Origin of the sequence: Brevibacillus brevis (genome assembly GCF_001039275.2) — a bacterium.
Classification (GTDB): Bacteria; Bacillota; Bacilli; order Brevibacillales; family Brevibacillaceae; genus Brevibacillus; species Brevibacillus brevis_C.
Genome location: NZ_CP030117.1, coordinates 2,382,932 through 2,407,320, shown reverse-complemented (window position 1 = coordinate 2,407,320; position 24,389 = coordinate 2,382,932). Strand labels below are relative to the sequence as shown.

Here is a 24,389-nt window from a genome sequence, read left to right as displayed (position 1 = left end):
TCTTACTCGCGGATTCAACACCGCGGCGCAAGCGCTGTCCCCTCTATTGTTCCCCGTCCTGCGTTCTTTCAACCACTTGGTTCGTAATTTCCATCACAATATCGGAAAGGCTCTTACCTGTCGTATCCACCTGAATCGGAGCAAAATCGTATACACTTGCGCGCTCTGCCATTAAGGTCTTTACCCTTGTCGCTACTCCTCCTGCCAATAAGGGCCGTCCTGTATCCTTTTCCAAACGCTTGATGAGCTCCTCTTCCGTGGCATGCAGCGCGATTACGATGCCTTGCTCCATCATCATCTCTACGTTTTGTTTCCGTAATACAGCTCCTCCCCCAGTTGTTACGACCTGAGATCCTACTGCCAGTAATTGCGCAAGACATTTCGTCTCGACGTCTCGGAAATACACTTCTCCATGATCCGTGAAGATCTCTGGAATGCTGCGGCCTTCCCTTTCCACAATCGCATCATCCAAGTCTGTATGCTTCATTCCCAAACAGGTAGCGAGTGCGGCACCAACCGTGGTTTTTCCTGTTCCCATAAATCCGACTAACACCAGGTTTTTCATTTTGTTTCTGCCGCCTTTCCAATCGTTCGGTATGTATTGATCTTCACCGTTTTTTGCTGTTGATTGTACGCTGTCTCATATCCCAATGCTTTTTCAAAAAAGGATAGTGGAACCATCGTACGTTCTTTGATTTCGATTAACGGGCTGCCTAAATCTATTCGCTTCCCATCTACGTCAGCAAAGCGCTCCCGTTCCTTTATAAATACTTCGCGCCCATTTCCTTTTACGCGGATCATTTGTTTCTTGTCGTCCCAGCTAATCGCCAATCCCATTTTCTCACCGAGCTCACGCAACGGAATATACACCGTATTTTGGGTGACCCGAGCTGGGATCGAAGGATAAAAGCTCATGTTATTAATGATCGTTGTGATATAGGGCTCCAATTGCACTGCACCAAAGCCATTCTTATTTGTACTGTTGGTATACAGGGTGAAATATTTCGCTTCCCCTTGCAAAGTTTGCCCAAGCGCCTGATCGAGATGCTCTGCACCAATGACACTGCCATGATAATTTTGCTGGACGCGCTGCAAGAATCGCTTATAGGCATCATCACCGATTTTGCGGCGGAGATTGTCAAACAAGAGTGCTCCCCGGGAATACCAGGTCAGCTTAAACTCTTCTTCGGTGGCGAACTTCTGCAATGGCTTGTCCAGCTTTCCATTTGGATAACGCTCTTGCAAACGTTTGACATCCCGGTTGTACTCATCTAACAAAGTCGTAGCTGATTGGGCACCATAACGCTTCTGCAAGTAATGAGACACGCCGAGCTCCACCAGCCCCTCATCAAGCCACCCATGCGAGGATTCCAATGTAGCCACACTGTTGTACCACCAAAGATGCCCTACCTCATGCGGCAGCCAATGATCGATCAGATTGTTGTAATGCATGTCTCTTTTGAATACGGCGAGATTCGCGTATTCCATGGCGTACGTCGTTCCTGTACTTGTTTCTGCAATCGCCACGTGCGGATACGGCAACGGCCCGTACATATCGATGAAAGTAGGAAATACCGATTGAGCAATGTTCTTGATTCTTTCTATGTTTCCTTTATCAACGGAAGCAATGTCAACCGTTAAATTCGGAGAAAATTGAATCGTTTCAATGTGATAAAGCGGACTTCCCACCAGTCCAAAGTTCAACAGATTTTTTGCTTGATAATGGACTTGCTGCTTACTGCCACCGATTGATTTCGTTTGTCCTCTGCCCCATGAACTAACCCATTTGTAGCCTTGTGGTGAGGTAAACGACACATCGTAATCTCCATAGTGGTAAACGAATGGATCACCAAAATCAACGCGTTGCGGCGGGTCGTACCAAACACCTTTTTGATTTTGGGCCCCGAGCATCGGGTACCATGTCGTCAACGTCCATATATCGTCTTTGACCCCAAAACGTGTCCCCCTACGTGGAACCGGGTTCTCGAATTCAATGGTTAGAGCGCCACGAAGCTCCTTACCGAGAGGATTTGCCATCTTCACCAGCGATTGACCACGTTCAAAAGAAAGCGGCTTGTCCTTGTAGCGAATCGACTTCACCGTCATTTTGTTCCAAAGGTAGTCGTAAATATACAGCCGTACATCTGGAGTTTTCGGGTTGTCGAACTCCAAGGTCATGTTTCCGGTTATTTTTGCTTCGGACGTATGTAATTCAGCTTGAATCTTATATACAGGGTTCAAATCCTTTACATAAGACGGCAGAGGCGGATCATAAGAAAATGGATCGACGAACGTCTGCTCCTCCCCAGGTGATTGATTCATGGCAATGATTTGAGAAATGGCTGGCCAATACGCAACGACCCCAACTGAGCCAAAAAATACGAGGATCGTCACACATACTAGCAAGCTCGTTTTATGTAGTGATTTCATGACAGCCCCCATATAATAAACCGCCCGGCGGCAGGCTTCTAAATGTTTTTGTTTCATTGTAGCAAATATATGTCAAACTGAGTAGAAATTCAGGAGATTCTGTAGAGAAAACGCCTTATTTGACGATGGGCTTCCTGGTGAAATAAAAAAGCCGCCACTCATTGTATCGTAATGATTGGCAGCTTTCTTTAGTCTTTACCAGGTTTCGTACATAATTTTTCCGGTTTGGCTAAGGTCATAGCCCCCGACTGCTTCCAATTCCATTTGAAACGGTCGCGACCCGAGAACATCAAGAACGGTCTGAATGAGTTGTTCGTTGTCCTTATTTTTCAACAAGACGAGGTCATATCGCTCACGCACAGTTGGGACAAACTCGACTCCGACGAGTGAAGCTGCCTTTTCAATACCCACCCCTACGTCTGCCTCGCGCCGTGCTACTACCCCTGCGACTGCCAGGTGATTGGACTCTTCCCGTTCATAGCCAATCACATCACTTCCCGCTATTTTTGCCAGTCGAAACTGTTCTTCAATCAGCGTGCGTGCACCGGACCCTTTTTCCCGATTGACCATTCGAATGCCCGGCTTCGTAAAATCGCTCCATGCCTTGATCTGTTTCGGATTGCCAGCCTGGACGTAGAATCCGGCCCAACGTGACAACATATTGATAACAACAAAACGATGCCCACATAAAATCCGACGAATATATGGGACATTGTATTCGTTGGTATCCCCATCGTACAAGTGCGTGCTGACGATATCAGCCTTACCCGTATACATCGCCACGAGGCTGTTAAGAGAGCCCACATACGAGCGGAGCGGTCGGTATGCCGCATCCTTTTTCTCCAAATGCCCAGCCAATAGGTCCAAGCTCACATCCTGCCCGCTGATAATGATATTGCGGCCTGTACCAGCCTGCTCATGTCGTGACAAGTGCTGAGCTTGTCCTGTCTGCGGGATGCTAACGGCTGATGCTTGTCTGTATTCTCCTTTTGCCTTCGCCTTGTACGCTTCCAGATCGCTTTCGTCGACGCGCATTTGCCGGCCGACGCGATATGCGGGCAGCTCGCCTTTTTTAATCAAATCGTAGACTGTCAGCTTGGAAATGCGTAGAATCTTTGCTATTTCTTCGGTGGTATAAGAATTTTGTTGACTCATGTCCCGCCTCCGTTATATCCTTTGCTCTATTTTCAAACAAGTGTCGTAAAATCGCAATTGATTATTCATTACGAATCCATATAATCTAGTTATGTCCAGTTATAATTAATTATAACTAAATATAATTATGGAGGTCTATTTTTATGAAGAAGCACTGGTTAGCCTTATTGACGGCATTTTGCTTGATGCTCACTGCTTGCTCCACAACGCAAACAGCCCCACAAGCAAGTGAGCCAGCCAAAACCGAGACAGCAAAGGTAGAACTGATGATTTCTGCTGCTGCTAGCTTGACGGATGCTTTGAATGAGTTGAAAACGCAATATGAAACGGAACACCCAGGAACGACCCTCACCTTTAACTTCGGAGGCTCTGGCAAACTCGCCACACAAATTACGCAAGGCGCTCCGTCTGATGTATTTTTGTCGGCTAGTAAAAAAGACATGGACGGTCTAGAGGAACAGCAACTCATCGCCAAAGACACACGCCAAGACTTCACCAAAAACTCGCTTGTTCTCATTGCAGGTAACACAAGCGCTGTCCCTATCTCTTCTTTTGAAGAGCTGAACAACGCTGCGATCAAGCATATTGCCGTCGGTGAGCCTGAGACAGTCCCGGCAGGACGTTATGCAAAAGAAACATTGGATACATTGAAAATGTGGGATTCTCTTTCGGCACAAATGGTATTTGGCAGCGATGTTCGCCAAGTTTTGACCTTCGTTGAATCCGGTAACGCCGAAGTCGGCATTGTCTATTCCAGTGATGCCGCAGCTTCGAAAAATGTAAAGGTATTGGCGACAGCCAAGCCTGAATGGCACAAGCCGATCGTTTATCCTGGTGCGGTCGTCAGCGCATCGAAGAACCAAGATGCAGCAAAAGCTTTCCTATCCTACTTGACAAGCGACAAAGGAAAAGCGATCTTACAGAAGTACGGTTTTCAATAAACCAACCGAATCGAATTGGAGGTGGCAAGCGTGATCGAAACCAATCTTACTCCTCTGATGCTATCCCTTAAAGTAGCTGCGCTCTCCACCTCCTTTGTATTTGTCCTTGGGATGCTTTCTGCAAGGTGGATGACACAAAAGGATTTTTGGGGGAAGAATGTGCTGGAGTCCTTCTTTTTGCTTCCGCTTGTTCTCCCTCCTACTGTTGTTGGCTTCGGCTTGTTGATGCTTTTCGGAAAAAACGGTTTTCTCGGCCAGCTTCTGCATGAATGGTTCAATATTACCGTCGTCTTTACGCTTTCAGGAGCCGTTATTGCCTCGATTGTCGTTTCCTTTCCGTTGATGTATCAGAGTGCAGTCGCTGCCTTCACGGGAGTGGATCGTCGTTTGGAGAATGCGGCACGCACGATGGGCGCTTCCGAATGGCGATTATTCTGGACCGTTACCTTTCCGTTGGCTTGGCCTGGCCTGTTGGCTGGCTTTGTTCTTTCTTTTGCCCGTGGTTTAGGGGAGTTTGGTGCTACGCTGATGCTCGCAGGCTACATCCCTGGGAAAACCGATACGATTCCCGTCGCCATTTATTTTGCTGTTGAGGCTGGTCAAATGGATAAGGCATTGTTTTGGGTCATCATTATTGTTTCCTTGGGTATGGGCACGACTCTCTGGCTGAATTGGTGGAGTCGTCGCAACGTGCGCAGGTACGCCAATCAAAAGTAAGGCAGGTGATTGGTAAATGCTCTTTGTCAACATACAGAAGCGTTTGCCTGATTTTATTTTGGATGTGTCCTTTTCGGTACAGAAGGAAATTGTCGTATTGTTCGGACCATCCGGCTCTGGTAAAACAACGATATTGAACAGTATTGCAGGTCTGGTACATCCTGATACGGGCGTGATCCAATTAAATGAGAACGTTTTCTATCGCGAAGGACAGAAGCCGCTTCCCGTACAAAAACGCAACATCGGGTATTTATTTCAAGATTATGCGCTGTTCCCTCACATGACGGTCGAGCAAAATGTTCGATACGGCTTGAAAAAAGGACATGAGCTCAATTTAGCCCCATTGTTGTCCACAGTGGGCATCGATCATCTACTGCAAAAATATCCTCACCAGTTATCCGGAGGACAAAAACAACGGGTGGCACTCGTACGTGCACTGGCTACTGAACCAGACATCCTGCTACTTGATGAGCCTTTATCGGCGCTGGACGCGGATACGCGTAAACAATGCCAGGATGAGTTGCTGCGCCTTCACGCCATGTGGAACATCCCGTTTCTGCTGGTCACCCATGATCGTGAAGAGGCCGAGAAGCTCGCAGATGTCATTTTGCTGATCGATAACGGCACAATCAAAGAACGGAAACATGAAAAAAGCCATTCAGCAACGTCCATTTCCCGATAATGGGATGGCATTGCTGGATGGCTTTTTACTATCGAGCTGTGATTGGTTCAATTTTCACATCGTTTTGCTTTGCCCACTTATGTACTTCGCCAAGGAATTGCAGTACGTCATGGCTCTCGTGATGGACACAAAGGGTATCGGCCGCCAAGTCAATGTGCTCGCCATTGACCGTCATTACTCTTTGTTTTAAAACGAGCTGTCGTGTCTGCTCCATGCGTTCTTCCTTACTGATCAGCACGCTTCCTTCCAACTCACGCGGGGCCAATCGACCATTCGGCAAATAAGCCCGCTCTGCAAATACTTCCTCTGCCACCTGAAGCCCGTGTTCCAAGCCTGCCTCTACAAGCTTGCTGCCAGACAGTGCATAGAGGATCAGTTCTTCATCAATATCCGCAATGGCTTGGACAACCGCTTCAGCGAGCTCTGGGCGTTCAGCCGCTTCGTTATAAAGTGCGCCATGCAATTTCACATGGTGCAGCTCCCCGCCAAGTGCTTTTGTAGTCCCAGCCAAGGCTGCAATTTGATACAGCACCAGTTCATACACTTCATTGACAGACAAATTCATCGAACGACGTCCGAAGCCTTGAATATCTGCATAACCAGGATGTGCCCCGATTTTCACGTCATGCTTGAGTGCAGCTTCGATTGTTCTGCAAATAATATGGGGGTCCCCTGCATGCAATCCGCAAGCAATATTAACGGAGGTGATCCATTTCATAATCCCCAAATCCTCTGATTGTCGACCTCTGCTGAAGCCCTCTGCCATATCGCAGTTAATATCCAGATGAATCATGTATGCTCACCTTTCTTTCGCTAATCTATCTTTTGAAAACGCATTCATACGCGTGGCTTCTCGTTTTCTTCCACTTTAGCATACCATGTACGCCAGTTTAACAAAAGCAAAAAAGCTGCCGAAAAATGGCAGCTAATGAACAACTTATGTCGAACCAACGGTTGCTTGACTGCTTTCTTCTGTCTGTAAGGTCTCTGCTAGTGCCATTACCTGGTTCTTCTCTTGTTTATAATCGTATTCCTTTGCCTTATCCGGTCTGGCATTGTTGTACTCTACCGGGATCTCATGGCGATGGGAACGTTCAATTTTTGTTACGAAGTGCAGCTTTTCCATAATGCGAATCGTTTCATCCAACAAATTGGCATCCACATACATCGAAACGTAATTTAAGCGTTTGGAGATGTAATGAATGGTGCCAAATTTGCGTAAATTTTTGGCGGCACGCGTGTTTTTCACCCACACGGCGACCCCCAGACGTCGCTCTCTCATGTTTGGCCGTCGGTCTCCTTCCCAATCGTGGTATACTTACTGGTGAAAGCTAATTACAGAAAGGAATCGTGGTCTATGCTGGCTACGTTTTATCATCAATTCGAGGAAGCGCTTCACCACGAAAATATCGTGACCCATAGCAGTTGGCGAACATATGCTGGCCAGCTCTTTTTCTATGTATGCAGTACGCTCCCCGCTCCTATGCTGACAAAGCAGCTCATGGAGACAGGAGAGCGCCTGACCACTGATACCAAATTACAGCCAGAATGCATTTACGTGCGTTCTGATGACGCGCAGCATGTGTATCGCTTCCGCTTTCGCGTACCTGACGAAAAGCAATTTTGCTGTGGCAATCTTTGTGAAGACTGCTTTTTGTTGCGCCAAAATGAACCGGGAACAACGTAAATTACGATGGCTTTTTCACACTACAGCCGCAGCTTCCACCTGTCCCGCAACCACTACCCTGCGCCTCTAAAAATGGATTGTTGCTCGGTACCTTAATCGTTTCCGAGACAGAATGAGCAATGGTTCTACTCACCTGATACAAGAGCTCATCCAGAGCATCCTCTGCTCGCTTGAATGCCTGTACGGAATCCCTCAGTTCAATGTTGCGCTTCAGTTCCCGTACTTCTTTGGATATATGATTGTAATCCGGGTGATACTTCCCGAACCGTTGCACATCTTCGTACTGTTCCTTCTTAGCCTCGAACACGACGAGCAGACGTTGCACTTCCTCATCTGCTTCCATTTGGCGTTTGGCCTCCAGATACTCCGAGACCTCGCGCGATTGGTTAATCATCGTGGACAGCTCATGAGACTCCATGATCAACTGTGACATATCCACAGCCTCCAATGTTTTCATAAAGCGAGACCTCCTTTCGCCGTAAAGCAAGAAAACTTTACGTCATTCCTGATTGTATCACGATGCACACCCTTAGTACAGATATTCAGGCACTACAATGCGCACTCGCTCAATGTTGTCGAGACGGTAACCCTGTTTGCCGCCTTGTCCGGCAATCGTAACCATCCAGTACCCCATTTCCAGGCGTACTTCTGTCGGTAGCCCTCGCAGCTTTTCTTTTCCGCTTTGCTGGATCTCGACTTCCAGCTTCAGTTCTATTGCGCGCTTAAACAAATCCCGCATGGATTGTGGATGATACGATTGGAAATGCTTCGTCCACATTTTGGGTAGTGCTGCGATTTGCTCATTTTGCTCAGGAAACGTGTTTTCTATAGCATATCCGTCCCAAGGTCGTTCGATGAGAAGCAAGCCTTTATTTCCCGCTTGACTGTTTTGGTGCGGCTGGAGCTCTTTGCTTGCGCTAGCAACATGTGACAGCACTTGCGGCTCATAACCGAAGTGACGAAGTAAACGGATCAGCTCTTTTTCCTGTGAGTACGGAATCAAAAACGAAGTCGGCGATATCACTTGGGTAAGGAATGAGCGAAAGTCAGGAATTTCGCGCCATTCCTCCAGAAATCCAGCATGTGCTGTCCGAACGAGGAAGTACGGCTCCATTTGAATCTGCCTTGCTGTTCTCGCCCATTGGCTGACAACTTCAATCAAGCTCTCAGGCAACGGATGAACACAGGAGGCACGGAGCTTTTCGATGACTTGCTCCTCCGTCCCTCCTTGTGCCAAATACGATTGCAACAGCTTTGCTTGCAATTCACCCCGAATCAATTGCCCATCAAATTGGAGCTGGCAAAATCGGCTGATTTCCCATACATCCAGCAACGGAACAAGTGGAGGGATTGTAAGGGCACCTGTAGGGTCTACAAACCAGCCCTCCTCCGACGATAATCGCGGCAAGCTGCTCCAACGCCAAAAAACCCCTCGCTCCTCGTCCAGCCCAAGCTGAATCCATCCCAAGCCTAACAGCAAATGCATCCATTGCTCCACAATGAGCTCCCCTGCATGCTCGGGCAAAGGGAATCCTGCTTCTTTTAGCATGCGCAATTGCTCATGAATGGAACACCACTGCTCGACAGGAACCTGTCTCATCAATTGAATGAAAAATTCCCACCAGTCGCCATGCGGCAAAAATTGTTCCATGACCAGTTGGTACATCTCTTCCCAACGTACGAGCGGCGGTTGATGCAGCCATTGCTTCGTTCGATTGAGATCAAGCACGAGTTCTCGCTCTTCTCTATGCACCAAGCCCAGTCTGAGCGCAATATCAAGGACAATGGTCAAGGATAAACCCTCTCTTTGTTCCTGATCGAGCGGCGGAATCACGATTCCTTTTACATGCTCGTCTGTAAACGAGAGAAGTGGCAGCATTTTTTGCGACATCCTGCGATGAATACTTCCTCTTTGCGTAATGGGAATTTGGTTGTCTCGAATAAACAACAGAAGCCCAAAAAGATCCAGCTGTATCCCTCTGCCTGCTGATATATAATAAGGGAGCGTTTTTGAAAGAGAAACAAAAGCCAGGGAGGCTTCCGGCAGCATTTGATTTGTCAACTGCTCTCGAACCTCTTGTGGCATCAAATAGCCAATCTCACTCCACATTTTCCGTACAGTCAAGATCAGTCCAAGCCGTCGCAATTTCGTCAAGCCGACTGACAGATGTCTGTGCTCTTTTGCCGTTTCGCGTTCCCAAGTTCGTTTGCTAAAAAAGCCTCTCGTCGCTTTGGTTACGAAAAGCCGGATAACGGTTCGTTCCAGCTCATCTGCCTGTTCCCATACTTGCCCAATAAAAGCGGGGTCCAATAATCTCGCTGTTAAATCTTGCTCTTCGTCAATCTGATATCGTTTGGTCTGTTCATGTAGAATCGCTTGTCGCGTTGATTCGGACAGGTATTCCAGCGAATCCTTCACACGCACGCCTGTCACCTCAGTCTATATGATGTTCGATTCATTACTTTTACCAATTGGAGGGATCTTGATGTTGCATGTATTTCCTAGCTTACTCTTAACAGCAACCTTGGCAGTAACGGGTACACAAGTCTTGTCACCTCAACATCCTACCGTATCTGAGCCTGTGGCGAAAGAGGCTGTACAAGCAGATGCTGCTTACGAGGCCGTTGCTGCTCCCTATCCGCCGGCTGTGCAGGAAGCTTTGAAGAAAGTTCGTAAAAATGGCGGACACACCATTGTTCGTGCCAATGGAAAATCCTATGTAGTCGTGGGTGCAGGACAGCGCCCTACAGGAGGATATCGTTTAGTGGCGGACCAAGTCAAGCGGACAGGTCCTCATGCCTTTGCCGTACACGTTCGGGTCCAAGCACCAACTCCAGGTTCGATGAAAACACAAGTCATCAGCTATCCGACTTTGGTGATTGCCCTGCCAGACCAGCAAGCAAAAGTCAGTGTGCATATGCGCTAGTCTATCTCTATCCATGAAAAAAGCCGACAGTTCGAAAGCCACAAGGCGTATCGAAGTCGGCTTTTTTCCTTTTCCCAACAGTTACCCTTGCTTATCAGGGCTTTACCTCAATGGAAAAGCTCTCTGCAACACCATACGACTCGTGGTTATTATGGGCCAATTCTACCTTGACTTCATGTTTCCCAGCCGGGATATCCTTCATGACATAGCTAGGCTCGAATACTTTGGCGATCTTTTTGCCGTCGAGGTACAGATGAACATGCCCTTCTCCATGCTTGTTTTCCTTCCCCATGTTTTCGAGGGAAAAAGAGAAATTCGTAACGGCCAATTTGAGTTGCAAATCATCCTTCACAAGGGTATGCGTCACAGCGAGTGTCGGCGCCGCATGATGAGCGTGCGACTCGTCTGCTACCACTTCGGTTTGCGCTTGTTGGTTCGCGTACACAAACCATTCCACACCAGCCGCAATGGCAATCAATAGAAACAAGCGGAAAAGAAATCGTTTGGTTTTCACCGGAGCTGCTCCCTTCCAAAATGAGTCTTACCCCAGTGTGCCCGACACCTGATTGGTTCATTCATCCATTTTTTCCTCATGATCTAACTAGTTATCATACATACTCAGCTTTCCAATAGGTAAAAGTAACCACAAGAAGCTCTGGGGAGGTCAGTGACTACATATGAATGCACGGAATGAAACTCTTTCTATTTTTGCTTTAGGAGGAGTATATGAAATCGGCAAAAACATGTACGGGATTCAATGCGGGGATGAAATTGTCCTCATTGATTGTGGCTCGAAGTTCCCGGATGAGAGTTATTTAGGAATTGATCTGATCATACCAGACATTAGTTATCTGCTGGAAAATCAGGAAAAAGTCCGAGCTTTGATTGTCACGCATGGGCATGAGGATCACATCGGAGGCATTCCCTATTTTTTACGACAATTAAACGTCCCTGTTTACGGTACCCGCTTAACATTAGGACTTATCGAATTGAAGCTGAAGGAGCATAATTTGCTTCATCAGACCACCCTCATCTCCATCGACCGTCACTCTACTATTTCATTAGGCTCGCTCACGATCAGCTTTTTTCAGACGAACCATAGCATTCCTGATTGCTTGGGTGTCGTGTTTGAGACAAAAGCAGGCTCTATTGTGCATACGGGCGATTTTAAATTTGATTTAACACCGGTGCATAAGCAATCCCCCGATTTGCACAGAATGGCTGAAATCGGGCAGAAAGGTGTATTGGCCTTGTTGTCAGAGAGTACCAATGCGGAGCGCCCAGGCTTTACTCCATCAGAAAAACACGTGGGCGATCGTCTATTAGAAGCATTCAGTAAGGCACAGCAGAAAATATTTGTCTCGACATTTGCTTCCAATGTATACCGCCTGCAACAAGTCATTGATGCCGTAGAAGCGACGAATCGAAAGCTTGCTTTGTTGGGCCGAAGTATGGTCAATGTGGTCAAAATCGCATCGGAACAAGGCTATTTACATATACCGGATGACATGCTGGTAGAAGTAGAAGAAGTGAACGAGCTCGATCCAGCCCGTGTCGCTGTTCTATGCACGGGAAGCCAAGGCGAACCGATGGCAGCCTTATCCCGGTTGTCGACCTCCGGGTATCGGCACGTGAAAATAGAACGCGGTGATACCGTCATCCTCTCTTCTTCCCCCATTCCAGGGAACGAACGAAATGTAGCCCGCATCGTCGACAACTTGTTTATTATGGGTGCCAACGTTATATATGGCTCTGGGACAGGCATGCATGTGTCCGGCCATGGCTTCCAAGAAGAGTTGAAGCTCATGCTCACTCTCATGAAGCCACAATACTTTATCCCCATTCACGGTGAGTATCGGATGCTCCATCAACATCGTCTGTTAGCAGAATCCGTCGGCGTTGATATCGAGTCCATTTTCATTGTAAATAACGGAGATGTCGTGGATATTCAGGATGGTGTGGCTGTGCAGGAAAGAAAAATCCCTGCCGGAAATACCTTGGTGGATGGTTTAGGTATCGGTGATGTAGGGAATGGAATATTACGGGATCGCAAACATCTTTCGGAAGATGGCATTCTCGTGATCGTTGTGACGCGCAGTAAAACCGACGGCAAAATTTTGTCAGGTCCTGACCTTATTTCTCGCGGATTCATTCACGCTCCGGAATCAGAGGGCCTGTTGGAAGAAGCGACTCGCATTGCATCCGAGGTGATCACCAATTTGCAGGAAGCGAATGTGAGTCAGTGGAACCGCTTGAAGCAAGGCATGCGGGAATCGATTGGGAAATTCGTATATGCCAAAACAAAGCGCAGACCTATGATCCTGCCGATTATTATGGATGTGTGAGGGAAAAGCCTTCTCATAATAGTCATTCCACCTGCCTTTGAACCGCAGCAGCCATAAAAAAAAGAGAGCCCTCCAGCTCTCTTTTTTTCCCTCAAAATATCTTCTTCGCATCCCGCTCTTCCTTCAATATCTCTACAGCCTCGCGAAAACGCATCGAGTGAACGACTTCCCGCTCTCGCAAAAACTTCAAGCTGTCCTGCAAATCAACATCATCGGTCATGTCAATCAGCCATTGATACGTCGCACGGGCTTTTTCTTCGGCCGCGATATCCTCATACAAATCCGCGATCGGATCTCCCTTGGCAGCGATATAGGCTGCCGTCCACGGTACACCACTGGCATTGTTGTAAAAGAGCGCCCGATCATGATTGGCGTAATGCTCACCCAATCCCGCTTCCTTCAACTCTTCGACAGTCGCGTCTTTGGTCAGCTTATACACCATCGTGGCAATCATTTCGAGATGCGCAAACTCTTCGGTAGCGATATCCGTTAATAATCCGACCACTTTATTCGGGATCGTATACCGCTGGTTCATATAGCGCAGTGCGGCTGCCAGCTCACCATCCGCCCCTCCATATTGCTCAATCAAATACTTCGCCATTCTTATATCGCACTTACTGACACGAACCGGATACTGCAATTTTTTTTCATAGATCCACATCGGTGTCGTTATCCCTCTCTTCTAAACTTGCCAAGGCCATGGATCATCATTCCACTGCCACGGATAGCCTGAATAGCTGCGGCCAAGATTTTGCAAAGGCCCGTACAATTTCTCATATTCGTTTGCCAAAACCCAGCGTTGCTCCGTTAAATCATTAAACTGCTGAAGCGCATTCTGATCGGTGGGATGCGTATCTAAATAAAGACTGAGCTCTACCAGTACAAAGTCGATCGCTTGCAACTGTTCAAGCAATGCGTAATATTGTTCATCGCCAAATCTATTTTCAGCTGTCATGAGTGCCCCCTCCCCAAATGACTCAGTCTGGGATCATAGGGGCTAAAAAGTGCTGGCCATAACGTACCTAATTTCAACGCTTCCATCGGGCTATATTGCGGTAAGTTCTCCGGCTGAAACGTCATAAACAGCTGAGGGGGCACCTGGTACGTCTTTACCCGAATCGGCGGACATGGATCATAGGGACCAACGTACGGAAAGTAGTCGCGTGTTTGCGAATGCAATGCCAATATCCTCCTCCAACTTGCAATGTCTGTTCCTTCATGACTACACTATGCAGCCCACCCAGTAGGCGTGATTAATCCCCCCAAAACGAAGAAACCGCTCTCCTCCAAAAAAGGAAAGCGGTTAACATCTAAGATTCCACATGTCCAGTCCATTTCGCCATGCCACCGTCCAGATTCGCAACATCCTTGTAGCCATTTTCAAGCAGAAGATTTCCACTTTCTACTCCCATCCGGCCAGTATGGCAAACGAAAACGACTTTTTTGTCTGTGGGAATGCTTCTGTATTTCTCATTGATCTCTGCAAAAGGAATATTAATGGCATAGGGGACTCTTCCCTCTTCAAACAGCTCAGGCTCGCGCAAATCCACAATCACCATATCTTTTTCATCCGATCCACCTTTTCGTATGTTATCTTGTTGCAGCCTTACCAAAATGCCATAAAATCCGAAATACCGAGCAGGACAAACACGATTCCAGCCAATTTTTGCGTTGCCGTACCCCATTTCCTTGTTTTCTTCATCAGAGATGAGCTATCACTTGCGACGGCTAACAGCAGTAAAACGATGAGTAGCGGCAGCGCCGTGCCAAGTGCAAATACAGTGGGAATGATCGGACCGAACGAGCTCGTGAACATCAAGGGCATTGTTAGTCCAAAATAGAGCCAAAACATCGTCGGACAAAACCCGAGGGAAAAGGCAACGCCAAGCCAAAAGGATTGTGTCTTTCCCTCAAATCGCTTCGAAAAACGCTTGATTTTTTCTTCAAATGAGTGCATATGTAGAAATGGAAGTTTAATCCATCCGATTAAGAACAATCCAATCAAAATAAACATCGGTGCTAATAATTTTCTCGCCCACTGAAACAGAGGGATCGCTTGTGTAGAAAGTTGTTCGCCGAACGCAAATACAATTGCTCCCAAAGCGGAATACACGACTGCTTTGCCAAGGATGAACATCCAGACATGACTACGAAAGCCACCTTTGACGACGACATTCTTCCCGAACACAGTAAAAGCAGCCACATTCCCTGATAACTGGCACGGTGCAAACGCCCCGACGATCCCGAGCAACAACGCTCCAATCAACGGTGCTTGTTCGCCCATTCCGTAATACAAATCGGAAAAGGGCTTGCTGATCCATGCTCCATATTGATACAAGTACGAATACCAATCCATGCTTCTCCTCCGAATAGGTCTTTCTTTTCTTTTATTTTACTGACAGGTTGTGAGGAAACTATGAAGAAAAAAAGAAAGGCAAGATTCGCCTCTCCTTTCCTTCATCCCGTCACTTGCAAGCTTCCTATCATGCCGCTTTCTTTGTGTCCAGGGATCGTACAATAAAATTCATAAGTTCCTTCCTCCAATGCCTTCCACACGGTTTCAACTGACTCTCCTGGCTTGGCGTGCAAATGAACCACGCCATCAGCCATTGCTCCATGATGATGTTCCATGCTTGATTCTGAAATCGTTACGATTTTTCCATGAGACACCACCTCGATATCGTGCTCTACATTGCCATCATTTTGAAAGACGACTTTGATCTCCGTATTTTTTTTCACGATAAATTGGTTCGGTTTATAGGAAAAGTCTACGGCTGTGAGGTTGATTTCTGTCGCGCGATCATCTGCATAAAGAGCCGGGGATGGAAACGGCAATGATTGAAACCAGAAGAAGACGGCAAGCAGCAACACAGCTGGCGTAGCAGGATGATGAAAAAAGGAGGACCGCTTCGTTTCATTTTTATGAAAATCAATCAGCTTGGCTACGAGCAGCATACATACGGTATAGAGCATGACGAAAACAAACAAAAGAGGCTCTACTTTTTCACCGGGAACCATCTCTCCCAACATGGCGCCCATCATCCCGCCCATGACGCCCGATAAGATTCCTTCCACAATACTCAGGATCGACAATGGAACTCCTAGGAGAAAACCAGACAGTCCACCTGCCAGCATTCCCCACATGGTGGATACATACAGGTCTCCCCTGTAAACATCGCCAAGGATCAACCCTCCGATCAAGCCAATCATCATACTGACAGACATCGTGCTCATCATGCCTTGCATATGATCGATCCCCTGCTTTCGTCGCCATATAAACCATGTGAAGCAAACGTAAGCGAAACCGACGTAGATCAGGACCTGATACACCGCGCTCAAGATACCACCCCCGAGTATATTTCCCTCATTGTAAAGTATGTCCTACGCCAACAAAATAGGACATAACGAACAAGAAAACCCTCTGACTGCTGTCGAGAGGGCTCGCACATTTTCTAGTTCGCATGCCTATTGGTAGCCTTTGTGCTCTCATATTCCCCCTGTTGATGAATACATGAAACATAGTGGTCGGATGAGATGCGCTCTAGCATTGGTACCGTATTGCGGCAATGTTCAACCTGATGGGGGCAGCGAACAAGAAAAGGACATCCTTTTTGGATTCCTTCATTCTGCACTTCCCCATCTATTATCAGCTCTTGCCTGTGTTTGAGAAAATGATTGAGATCGGAGACTACAGCTACGAGTGCGCGTGTGTAAGGGTGAGAGGGTTGATACAGAATCTCATGGGTCGGTCCGATCTCGACGATATTCCCTTGATACATGACAGCTATCCGATCACACATGTAGGCAGCCGTCGACAGGTCATGGGTAATAAACAGCATCGTCAGACCCATTTCTTCTTTCAATGATTTTAATAGCTGCAAAACGCCCATTCTGACCGACACATCCAACATGGAGGTCGGCTCATCAGCCGCAACGAACTTTGGTTTTAAAATGAGGGCTCGAGCGATTGCAATCCTTTGCCGCTGCCCCCCGCTTAGCTGATGCGGATATCGTTGCAAAAAGCTTTCGGCAGGTCTAAGCTCGATATGGTTGAGAATTTGAAGCACTTGCTCCCTCTTCTTTTCGAAGGTACCCGCTTTTTGATGGGCATGGAGCGGCTCCATTAAGATTTCAAGAATGGTCATTCCCGGATTCAATGAATCGTACGGGTCTTGAAATATCATTTGCATCTCTTGTCGAATTCCCCTCACTGCCCGTTCCCCTAATCGACACAAATCTTGCCCATCAAAAAGAATTTGACCGGATGATTCTTTTGTAAGTCGCATAATCATTCGAGCCGTTGTTGTTTTCCCGCATCCGCTCTCCCCGATGATCCCGAGAATCTCCCCCTTTTTAATAGAGAAATTCACATTGTTTACTGCATAGACCGTCGTCTTTTTGCTGCGAAAAAACGCCCCCTGCTTCTTTTCAAAACGTTTGACCAGATTTTGCACCGTTACCAACTCATCGTTGGATTGCGACTTTTGCGTGATTGCCATGTCTTACCCTCCTACAAAACAGGATACAAAATGCCCTTCATGCACTTCTCTTAATGGAGGTGACTCTACCTTGCATTTGTCTTGCGCATGCTGACATCTCGTATGAAATCTGCACCCTTTGGGCGGGTTTATGAGCAGCGGCACTGTCCCCGGAATCGAACGGCATTCTTTCTCGGGGTCATTAATATCGGGAGTGGCAGCGAGCAAACCTTGTGAGTACGGGTGTCTTGGGTTCGTGATCAATTGTTCTGTTGTCCCACATTCTACAATCTTGCCCGCATACATAATGGCAATCCTTTCACAGATGGCTGTCACCATCGGCAGGTCGTGGGAGATAAGAATAATGGACAAGTCCATGGATCTTTGCAAATCTTTCAAAATCGCGATGACCTGCGCTTGGGTCAAAACATCCAGTCCGGTCGTCGATTCATCCGAGATGACGACCTGCGGATTACAGGCTAGTGCCATCGCTATGGCTACACGCTGTTTCATTCCTCCGCTGAATTCATGTGGGAACGACTTACGCCTTTGCTTTGGAATCCCGACCATTTCCAATAGCTGTTCGGTTCGTCGAATCGCTTCCTCCATCGTTATTTTTTCGTGTAACAAAATCGCTTCCATAATTTGTTCCCCGACCGTAAATACAGGATTTAAGGCATTCATCGCGCTTTGGGGAATAACAGAAATTGATTTCCAGCGGAGCTTTTCGACCTGCTCTGCTGGCGCCTGCAACAAGTCGACTCCCCCCAGCATGGCTTTCCCGCACATGACCTTCCCCGGGTATTCGAGCAATCGCAGAATGGACTGAATCACGGTGGACTTCCCGCAGCCAGACTCTCCGATCAGCCCGAGCATTTCCCCCTTTTCCAGGTGAAAACTAACGTCCTCAACCGCTTCTACTACACCATTTGCCGTAAAAAAGTGTGTGTGCAAATTTTCGACGACGAGAACTTTATTCATGGCGAGTCACCCTTTCCGCAGCCGAGGATTAAAGATTTGTTCCAGCGAGTAGCCAGCAAAAGCAAAGCCGATAACCAGCGCTGTAATTAACACACCCGGTGGCAATATCCACCATAGCCATGCATCCGTCAAAAAAGCACTTCTCGCCTGTGCATAATACAGGGTTGTTCCCCAGCTTTTATTCAAAGGGTCGCCTAGCCCTAGAAAACTGAGGGAAGCCTCCAACAGGATGGCATTGCTCGCCGCCATGATGAATTGCGATAAAGCAATCGGTACAACTCCCGGCAAAATATGACGGAACATCACGGTAGGAGCGCTGCTGCCAATTGATCGCGCGGCCTCCACGAACCCTTTCGTTTTTATCGTAAGGACCTGTGAGCGAACCACCCTAGCAGGAGATGCCCAGGTCAATACGGTAATGACGAAAATGAGATTCCAAAAACTCGGACCAATAAACGCGGCGAGCAAAATCATCAAAGGCAAAAAAGGCACAACGAGTACCAAATCTACCAGTCTCATGAGAGCAGAATCGATTTTTCCCCCGAAGTAACCGGCAACGATCCCCACAAGAGAACCGAGCAAGATAGAAAACAATGCAGCTAAAATACCGATCGTCAACGAAATGCGCGTGCCGTATAAGAGCTCGCTAAAGATGTCTTGTCCAACGTCATTGGTTCCGAGTACATAATCTCCGCCTGGCGGAAGAAATGGCGCGTCTACACGTTCGTCCGGGTCAAAAGGTGCTAGGAATGGTGCCGCTAGCGCAACGATGACAAATAGAAGAAGGATGATGCTACCAATCGCCCCGAGTCGGCTCGATTGAAAAATGGTCCAGTATTGTAGCCATTTTCCTTTATCCATTATTCCTTCCCACCTTTGGATCGAGAATCGGGTATAAGATGTCTGCTAGAAAGTTGGCGATGACTACGCTCAACGTAATGATAAGAAAAGCAGCCTGTATTACCGGATAGTCCCTGCTTAAGACGGCCTCAAACATCAGCCTGCCGATACCTGGGTAGGCAAACACGGTTTCGATCACCGTTGCCCCTCCAAAAATATTACCGAGACTGAGCATAAAAACCGTAGCTACCGGGAGTAACGCATTCCGCATCGCGTGACGATATTTGATCATTTTTTCTTTTACGCCTTTGGCTCTGGCCATCATAATGTAGTCCTCGCCCAGCACGTTCAGCATCGAATAGCGCATCGTCATATAGGTTGTCGTAACGGTGATCAATACGAGTGTCACCAGAGGTAAAACGAGATGATGGGCGATGTCGGTAACGCGATCTAAGCCTGTGAGATTGCTCCATGCCGTCTGCGCGCCAAAAATGGGAAACAGCCCCCATTGTGCGGCAAAAATCGCTACCAGAATCATGCCCAGCCAGAAGGATGGCATCGCGCTTAAAAACATAAAAATCGTCAAGAGACTAACATCGCTTCTTTTCCCCCATTTCCAGGCAGATATCGTCCCAAAAATGACGCCTAACAAGGTAGATATTACTAAGTTCAGTCCAGTTAACAGCAGTGTCCACGGCAACCGCTCCGAAATCAACTGCGTTATTGGCATCTTTTGTTGGTAGGAATAGCCGAAATCCATCGTCGCCATATTCCCCAAATAGATAACGTATTGTTCCAAGAGTGATTTATTCAATCCGTGTGCCTCTAATATGGCCTCCTTCTCTTCTGTCGTCATGAGCATGATGTCTTCTCCAGCTATATACGCGAGGGGACTGCCTGGCATCAAACGTGGGAGGAGAAAGTTCAGTGTCAGCATAATAAAAATAACGAAAATATATTGAGTGACCTTGCCTGTTAGAAATCGGGTCATGAGTACACCTCTTCTTTCGATGATCAACAGGAACAAATGGTTCCCCCGCAATAACAGTGAGGAGCATTACTGCTGGGAAGCTGTCAATATGCTTAGCGTTCGCTCTTCGTTTTTCTTCTGCTGAGCAAATACCATCCACCCGCTACAATGACGATCATGACGAGAATGGTCACGATCGAGGTCGTACCTTTTCCTGTATTCGCATTCGCCTGTTTTTGCGTGGGTGCAGATGTAGCACTTTCTGTAGCAGCGGCAGGCGTTGTACTTGCAGGTGTTGCTGCTGGCTGTCCTACTGTCACAGCGGCTTTTTCGCCATTTTTAACAAAGGAGAGCTTGTTGATGATGCCTTTCCCATCCTGGAATACCCACCCGTTGTATTTAGCGGGATTGTACGCACTAATTTCCTCTGCATAGTACAAAGGTACGATCGGATAATCTTTGGCTACCTGCTCTTGCATCTGATTGATAATCTGTTGGCGTTTTTCCGGTTCCAATGTAGCACCGAGCTGCTCAGCCAGCTTGTCAAACGCTGCACTTTTGAAACCGCCTATATTGGTTCCCCCCATGCCAGCGAGATCAGAGTGGAACAAGTCAATCAATCTGGCAGGGAACAGTTGCATCGTAGACGACCAGCCAAACATCGTCATGTCATAATTCCGGCCTTTGGTGACATCATATTCGGGCCAGACAAGACTAATCACGGTATCGGGGTCCATCGGTCGAACTTTCATATCAATCCCGATCGTTTTCATCCATCCGGCAATGATTTCGGCAGCGCGTATGCTAGAAGGATTGTTTGATTGGACCAGATTGACGAGTTCGAGCTTTTTGCCATCTGGCGCCTCTCGCAGGCCGTCATTGTCCGTGTCTTTATAGCCTGCTTGTTCAAGAATCGATTTGGCTTGTTCGACATCAGTTTTATGTACGACCGCCTTGTTGTAAGAAGAAGTAGCTGGATGAATAAAGCCGGGACTTCCTTTTGTGCCAAAACCGAGCAAAACCGTATCTACCAAGTATTGCGGATCGATAGCAAGACTTATCGCTTGGCGAAATTTTTGATCGGACATCGGGAACTTTTCGGCGTTGAATTGGAGAAACGTAGTAGCAAAACCGGGGCCTCTTTCCACTTTAATAGAAGGATTGCTTTCAAACTCTTTGACGAGTTCCGGCTGGACTCTACGACTGATAACATCTAGCTGCCCTGCCTTTAATGCTGTAAACATGGCGTTAGCTTCTGCGATGATGGGGATGACTAACGTATCGATTTCCGGTTTTCCTTTAAAGTACTGCGGGTTCGCTTTCAGCTTATAAAATTGATCCTTTTTGTAATCCTCTAAAATGAAAGGACCGCTTCCCAAGGAATTGTTGAAGTTATCAGGATCAGTCACAGAGCTCCAAATATGTTTCGGAAGAATCGGCAAATCTGCGAGAGGTTGAATGAAGAAATCTGGCTCAGGCTTCTCAAGCTCCATGATTACGGTGGTTGGGTCGGGTGTTTGAATGGTTTTCACGAGTGCTGCCGGGGTTGTAAAGCGGGATTTTTTATATTTCAACAAGTATTCATAGGTGAACTTCACATCCTCAGAGGTCAAAGGCTTTCCGTCCTGCCACAAGATTTGGTCATGCAAAATCATTTTGTATTGCTTGCCGTCTTCGGATACCGTGAATTCTTTGACCAGCCAAGGAATGGGGTTGTTGCTTTTATCGAGGATAAATAGCGGGTCGTAAAGAAGATTGACCAGCTCGAGTCCAGGAAAGCCGGTATTGTATGTGTACAGATTCAAGGAGCGTTCATCCTGTGTGATCCCTAGCTTCACCTCCCTGTGATTCTCGGCACCAGCCGGAATAGCGAACAACGTGGAAAACAGAGCGATGAGCAGCCATATCATCCCGATTCGATAATGCTTCATCCGATATCTCTCTCCTATTCGTTGATCAGTTCTTTCAAATGGAAGTTCCCATCACGTTTATATGCTTCAGCTAATGCAAAATGACCATGTGTTGCCAAACTGTGATAAACGTGAATGGCTTGATCGAGTACCTTGTGTACTGCTCTTCCCTTTTCGTAGTCAGAGGGTAACGCGGAAAACCCGGGAACGATAGCCTCCATTGCCTTCGCATCGACTGCTTCTTCAAAATGTCGGCCACTGAACTCCATCTGACTGTGCAAGACATCCATCGCTCGATTTTTTTGTTCCCAGACCGACGAAATATCAACGACACAGTTGGGATGATGCGGAGTCATGTAATAGATCGTCGGGATCGGGTGAGCTTCCAAGCCAGGCATTTCATCTAAGGCAAACTCCCGGCTTGCCAATGCGATACTTTCCAGAATCAAAATCATGGCCTGTCTACGGTCTGGGTCCAAGTCGTGAAAGGAATGCTCCGGGTCCTGTGTAACGATAATATCTGGCTTCACTTCCCGGATAATCCGTACGAGCTTTTTCTTGGATTCCGGACTGACATCTACATAACCGGATTGAAAGCCGGGAAAATACATCTGAACCCCCAATACCGCTGCCGCCTCTGTAACCTGCGGGCGTGATTTTTCGCTAGACAGCATGATCGAGGCGTACGATTCCCCTCCATTGTTCACATTAATGGCAAGAGCACCGCCACTCTCCACCACTTCCAAGCCGTATACACCTAACAGCAACATTTTCTTGCCCATTTTTTCATCTCCCTTGTCATCCTGTATGATTGCTATTTTCTGTATTATGAAAATATTCTGACTTGAAAATACTATACCCCACTAACCTATATTTCGCAATAATAAAAAAGCTTCATTTCTGAAGCTTTTTATTTCATCAGCTTATTCATTGTGGTTAACAGCTCGTCAATGACTGCGCTGTCCCCTTCTTGGATGCGTTCAATCACACAGGATTTCATATGACCTTCCAAAAGGATACGTCCCACTGAATTTAAGGCAGATTGTACCGCAGCAATTTGATTCAAGACATCATCACAATAAGCATCCTTCTCCACCATGCCTTTAATCCCGCGAATCTGTCCCTCAATCCGATTGAGGCGCGCCTGCAAGTTTTGCTTGGTTTTTTCTGAATGATGACTGTTTCGATCAGATGTATGACAAGACTGGACAACGTTCAATTCTGCACTTGACAATGAGATTCCTCCTCTAATCATCCTCGCAAACATACGCTTCGATTATAATCCAAATTTTCAAAACGTAGCAAGTTCCATATTCACCTATCGATCAGGAGGACAGCCCCAATTCTTTTCGGACATTTTCCAATCCATATCGCTCGACGAACTTGAAAAACTTCTCTCTCTTTTTCCCCTGCGTCTGATACAACGTTATGATGCTTTGGACGATGGAGGATAATTGTTCTTCTTTCACCTGCTCGACCAGGAGCTCAGCAGTTTTGGCCTCCATTGTTTTCGATTGGCCTCCGACGTATATTTCAAAGGTTTCTTTTCGCTTGACGATCCCGATATCTTTTACCAACGGCTCTCCACAGGCATTTGGGCAGCCCGTATAACCGACTCTCATCGTAAAGGGAACGACCATCCCTGCGATCGTATCATTCAAATTTCTCGCTGCCTCTAGCCCTTCAATCTCTGCTCCTTTGCAAAAAGAACAGACAGACAAATTCTTCACGACAGAGCCCGTTTCGTACACGCATAAGCCTTTTTCACGCAGCGCTTGTTTGGCATCCTCCGCCTTCTCTTCATTCATTTCGACAATAAGCTGCTGAAAGGTTGAAAGTTCAATCTGTGCATCCTCGCCAACGATTTGACCGATCGTCACCATATCTGCTGGAGTAAACACAGAACCACCGACACGAATTTCTGGACTTACGGCAAACTGTACACGCTTCAAAAAGCATTCCTCCTACACATTTAAATTCGCAATTTTCGGTCAACTACCAGGTTAAGAAAGGCTGCAATTCTACAATCACAGCCTTTCCCGCAACCTTACTTAAACGACATCGTATCCTTGATCTTCAATGGTCTCCTTCACATTGTCCAGCGAAACAACGGATTCATCAAAAGTCACGCTTACCTGATTGTCAGCAAGGCTTACCGTTGCTTTGCTAACCCCGTCTAGTTTTTGAAGAGCACCTTCTATAGAGATGACGCAGTGATTGCAGGACATTCCTTGTACGTTCAAGGTGACATTCATTTTACATCCTCCTTTGTTTTTGGGAAGTTTATCTTGAATACATTTTACGATACCCCTGTAGGGTATGCAAT

General features: G+C 47.0%; 29 protein-coding genes. 6 read left to right on the top strand and 23 right to left on the bottom strand.

What is annotated here, in order from left to right; all coding sequences use genetic code 11:
• Positions 1 to 43 precede the first annotated feature (43 nt).
• The 3 genes from AB432_RS12175 to AB432_RS12165 form a co-directional block, all read right to left on the bottom strand.
• Positions 44 to 565 (bottom strand): shikimate kinase, encoded by a 522-nt coding sequence (locus AB432_RS12175; RefSeq protein WP_048032502.1) that lies wholly within the window; start codon positions 563 to 565, stop codon positions 44 to 46.
• Positions 562 to 2,430 (bottom strand): stalk domain-containing protein, encoded by a 1,869-nt coding sequence (locus tag AB432_RS12170; RefSeq protein WP_048032501.1) that lies wholly within the window; start codon positions 2,428 to 2,430, stop codon positions 562 to 564. Before AB432_RS12170 ends, AB432_RS12175 begins: the two co-directional genes overlap by 4 nt.
• A gap of 195 nt (positions 2,431 to 2,625) precedes the next feature.
• Positions 2,626 to 3,585, bottom strand: a complete 960-nt coding sequence (locus AB432_RS12165; protein ID WP_048032500.1) for a helix-turn-helix transcriptional regulator — start codon at positions 3,583 to 3,585, stop codon at positions 2,626 to 2,628.
• A gap of 143 nt (positions 3,586 to 3,728) precedes the next feature.
• Between AB432_RS12165 and modA the strand changes: the two genes are divergently transcribed.
• From modA to AB432_RS12150, 3 genes are read left to right on the top strand one after another with little or no spacing between them, the layout of a single operon-like run.
• A complete protein-coding gene (modA, locus tag AB432_RS12160) occupies positions 3,729 to 4,526 on the top strand; it encodes a molybdate ABC transporter substrate-binding protein (RefSeq protein WP_048032499.1) in 798 nt (265 codons plus the stop codon).
• A 30-nt stretch (positions 4,527 to 4,556) separates the two neighbouring features.
• A complete protein-coding gene (modB, locus tag AB432_RS12155) occupies positions 4,557 to 5,243 on the top strand; it encodes a molybdate ABC transporter permease subunit (protein ID WP_048032498.1) in 687 nt (228 codons plus the stop codon).
• Positions 5,244 to 5,259: 16 nt separating this feature from the next.
• Positions 5,260 to 5,925, top strand: coding sequence for an ABC transporter ATP-binding protein (locus AB432_RS12150; RefSeq protein ID WP_048032497.1), 666 nt, complete (start codon positions 5,260 to 5,262; stop codon positions 5,923 to 5,925).
• Between the two features lie 28 nt (positions 5,926 to 5,953).
• On the opposite strand, the gene AB432_RS12145 is transcribed toward AB432_RS12150, so the two are convergent.
• Entirely contained in the window at positions 5,954 to 6,718 is a 765-nt protein-coding gene (locus tag AB432_RS12145) for a LamB/YcsF family protein (protein ID WP_047068803.1), read from the bottom strand.
• Positions 6,719 to 6,862: 144 nt separating this feature from the next.
• Positions 6,863 to 7,207 (bottom strand): YlbG family protein, encoded by a 345-nt coding sequence (locus tag AB432_RS12140; RefSeq protein ID WP_007725782.1) that lies wholly within the window; start codon positions 7,205 to 7,207, stop codon positions 6,863 to 6,865.
• A 27-nt stretch (positions 7,208 to 7,234) separates the two neighbouring features.
• On the opposite strand from AB432_RS12140, the gene AB432_RS12135 reads away from it, so the two are divergent.
• Entirely contained in the window at positions 7,235 to 7,612 is a 378-nt protein-coding gene (locus tag AB432_RS12135; RefSeq protein ID WP_235617673.1) for a hypothetical protein, read from the top strand.
• A gap of 1 nt (position 7,613) precedes the next feature.
• Here the strand turns inward: AB432_RS12135 and AB432_RS12130 are convergent, their stop codons facing one another.
• Both AB432_RS12130 and AB432_RS12125 read right to left on the bottom strand, forming a co-directional pair.
• The gene (locus AB432_RS12130) at positions 7,614 to 8,069 is read right to left on the bottom strand and encodes a YlbF/YmcA family competence regulator (protein WP_048032495.1); all 456 of its coding nucleotides are present in this window, start codon (positions 8,067 to 8,069) and stop codon (positions 7,614 to 7,616) included.
• Between the two features lie 72 nt (positions 8,070 to 8,141).
• Positions 8,142 to 10,037 (bottom strand): hypothetical protein, encoded by a 1,896-nt coding sequence (locus AB432_RS12125; RefSeq protein ID WP_048032494.1) that lies wholly within the window; start codon positions 10,035 to 10,037, stop codon positions 8,142 to 8,144.
• Positions 10,038 to 10,098: 61 nt separating this feature from the next.
• Between AB432_RS12125 and AB432_RS12120 the strand changes: the two genes are divergently transcribed.
• On the top strand, positions 10,099 to 10,539 hold the full coding sequence (locus AB432_RS12120) for a protease complex subunit PrcB family protein (protein WP_048032493.1): 441 nt from the start codon (positions 10,099 to 10,101) through the stop codon (positions 10,537 to 10,539).
• Positions 10,540 to 10,633: 94 nt separating this feature from the next.
• Here the strand turns inward: AB432_RS12120 and AB432_RS12115 are convergent, their stop codons facing one another.
• Positions 10,634 to 11,053 carry a thioredoxin domain-containing protein gene (locus tag AB432_RS12115; RefSeq protein WP_048032492.1) on the bottom strand — a complete coding sequence of 140 codons (420 nt, stop codon included), beginning with the start codon at positions 11,051 to 11,053 and terminating at the stop codon, positions 10,634 to 10,636.
• Positions 11,054 to 11,216: 163 nt separating this feature from the next.
• Here AB432_RS12115 and AB432_RS12110 point away from each other — a divergent pair, with 163 nt between their 5' ends.
• Positions 11,217 to 12,884 (top strand): ribonuclease J, encoded by a 1,668-nt coding sequence (locus AB432_RS12110; protein WP_048032491.1) that lies wholly within the window; start codon positions 11,217 to 11,219, stop codon positions 12,882 to 12,884.
• 91 nt (positions 12,885 to 12,975) lie between these two features.
• On the opposite strand, the gene AB432_RS12105 is transcribed toward AB432_RS12110, so the two are convergent.
• From AB432_RS12105 to copZ, 15 genes are all read right to left on the bottom strand, one after another.
• Complete coding sequence (locus AB432_RS12105) at positions 12,976 to 13,545, bottom strand: manganese catalase family protein (protein WP_048032490.1); 570 nt, start codon at positions 13,543 to 13,545, stop codon at positions 12,976 to 12,978.
• Positions 13,546 to 13,566: 21 nt separating this feature from the next.
• Entirely contained in the window at positions 13,567 to 13,839 is a 273-nt protein-coding gene (locus tag AB432_RS12100; protein ID WP_007725800.1) for a spore coat protein CotJB, read from the bottom strand.
• Positions 13,836 to 14,063 carry a spore coat associated protein CotJA gene (locus tag AB432_RS12095; protein ID WP_082195911.1) on the bottom strand — a complete coding sequence of 76 codons (228 nt, stop codon included), beginning with the start codon at positions 14,061 to 14,063 and terminating at the stop codon, positions 13,836 to 13,838. The genes AB432_RS12100 and AB432_RS12095 overlap by 4 nt, the downstream gene beginning before the upstream one ends.
• Before the next feature lie 131 nt (positions 14,064 to 14,194).
• Positions 14,195 to 14,497 (bottom strand): rhodanese-like domain-containing protein, encoded by a 303-nt coding sequence (locus AB432_RS12090; RefSeq protein WP_235617672.1) that lies wholly within the window; start codon positions 14,495 to 14,497, stop codon positions 14,195 to 14,197.
• Positions 14,491 to 15,240 (bottom strand): cytochrome c biogenesis CcdA family protein, encoded by a 750-nt coding sequence (locus tag AB432_RS12085; protein ID WP_048032489.1) that lies wholly within the window; start codon positions 15,238 to 15,240, stop codon positions 14,491 to 14,493. Before AB432_RS12085 ends, AB432_RS12090 begins: the two co-directional genes overlap by 7 nt.
• Positions 15,241 to 15,341: 101 nt before the next feature.
• Positions 15,342 to 16,130: a cupredoxin domain-containing protein gene (locus tag AB432_RS12080; protein ID WP_235617671.1), complete on the bottom strand. Its 789-nt coding sequence runs from the start codon at positions 16,128 to 16,130 to the stop codon at positions 15,342 to 15,344.
• A 206-nt stretch (positions 16,131 to 16,336) separates the two neighbouring features.
• Positions 16,337 to 17,383, bottom strand: a complete 1,047-nt coding sequence (locus AB432_RS12075; protein WP_048032488.1) for an ABC transporter ATP-binding protein — start codon at positions 17,381 to 17,383, stop codon at positions 16,337 to 16,339.
• A gap of 3 nt (positions 17,384 to 17,386) precedes the next feature.
• Positions 17,387 to 18,343, bottom strand: coding sequence for an ABC transporter ATP-binding protein (locus AB432_RS12070; RefSeq protein WP_048032487.1), 957 nt, complete (start codon positions 18,341 to 18,343; stop codon positions 17,387 to 17,389).
• A 6-nt stretch (positions 18,344 to 18,349) separates the two neighbouring features.
• On the bottom strand, positions 18,350 to 19,204 hold the full coding sequence (locus AB432_RS12065; RefSeq protein WP_048032486.1) for an ABC transporter permease: 855 nt from the start codon (positions 19,202 to 19,204) through the stop codon (positions 18,350 to 18,352).
• A complete protein-coding gene (locus AB432_RS12060) occupies positions 19,197 to 20,174 on the bottom strand; it encodes an ABC transporter permease (RefSeq protein ID WP_048032485.1) in 978 nt (325 codons plus the stop codon). The genes AB432_RS12065 and AB432_RS12060 overlap by 8 nt, the downstream gene beginning before the upstream one ends.
• A gap of 92 nt (positions 20,175 to 20,266) precedes the next feature.
• Entirely contained in the window at positions 20,267 to 22,084 is a 1,818-nt protein-coding gene (locus tag AB432_RS12055; protein ID WP_048032484.1) for an ABC transporter substrate-binding protein, read from the bottom strand.
• A 14-nt stretch (positions 22,085 to 22,098) separates the two neighbouring features.
• Entirely contained in the window at positions 22,099 to 22,845 is a 747-nt protein-coding gene (locus AB432_RS12050) for a PIG-L deacetylase family protein (RefSeq protein ID WP_048032483.1), read from the bottom strand.
• A 128-nt stretch (positions 22,846 to 22,973) separates the two neighbouring features.
• The gene (locus AB432_RS12045; RefSeq protein ID WP_016739861.1) at positions 22,974 to 23,297 is read right to left on the bottom strand and encodes a metal-sensitive transcriptional regulator; all 324 of its coding nucleotides are present in this window, start codon (positions 23,295 to 23,297) and stop codon (positions 22,974 to 22,976) included.
• Between the two features lie 91 nt (positions 23,298 to 23,388).
• Positions 23,389 to 24,015 (bottom strand): NAD(P)/FAD-dependent oxidoreductase, encoded by a 627-nt coding sequence (locus tag AB432_RS12040; protein ID WP_048032482.1) that lies wholly within the window; start codon positions 24,013 to 24,015, stop codon positions 23,389 to 23,391.
• Positions 24,016 to 24,114: 99 nt separating this feature from the next.
• Positions 24,115 to 24,318 (bottom strand): copper chaperone CopZ, encoded by a 204-nt coding sequence (gene copZ, locus AB432_RS12035; RefSeq protein ID WP_007725825.1) that lies wholly within the window; start codon positions 24,316 to 24,318, stop codon positions 24,115 to 24,117.
• Between the last annotated feature and the right edge of the window lie 71 nt (positions 24,319 to 24,389).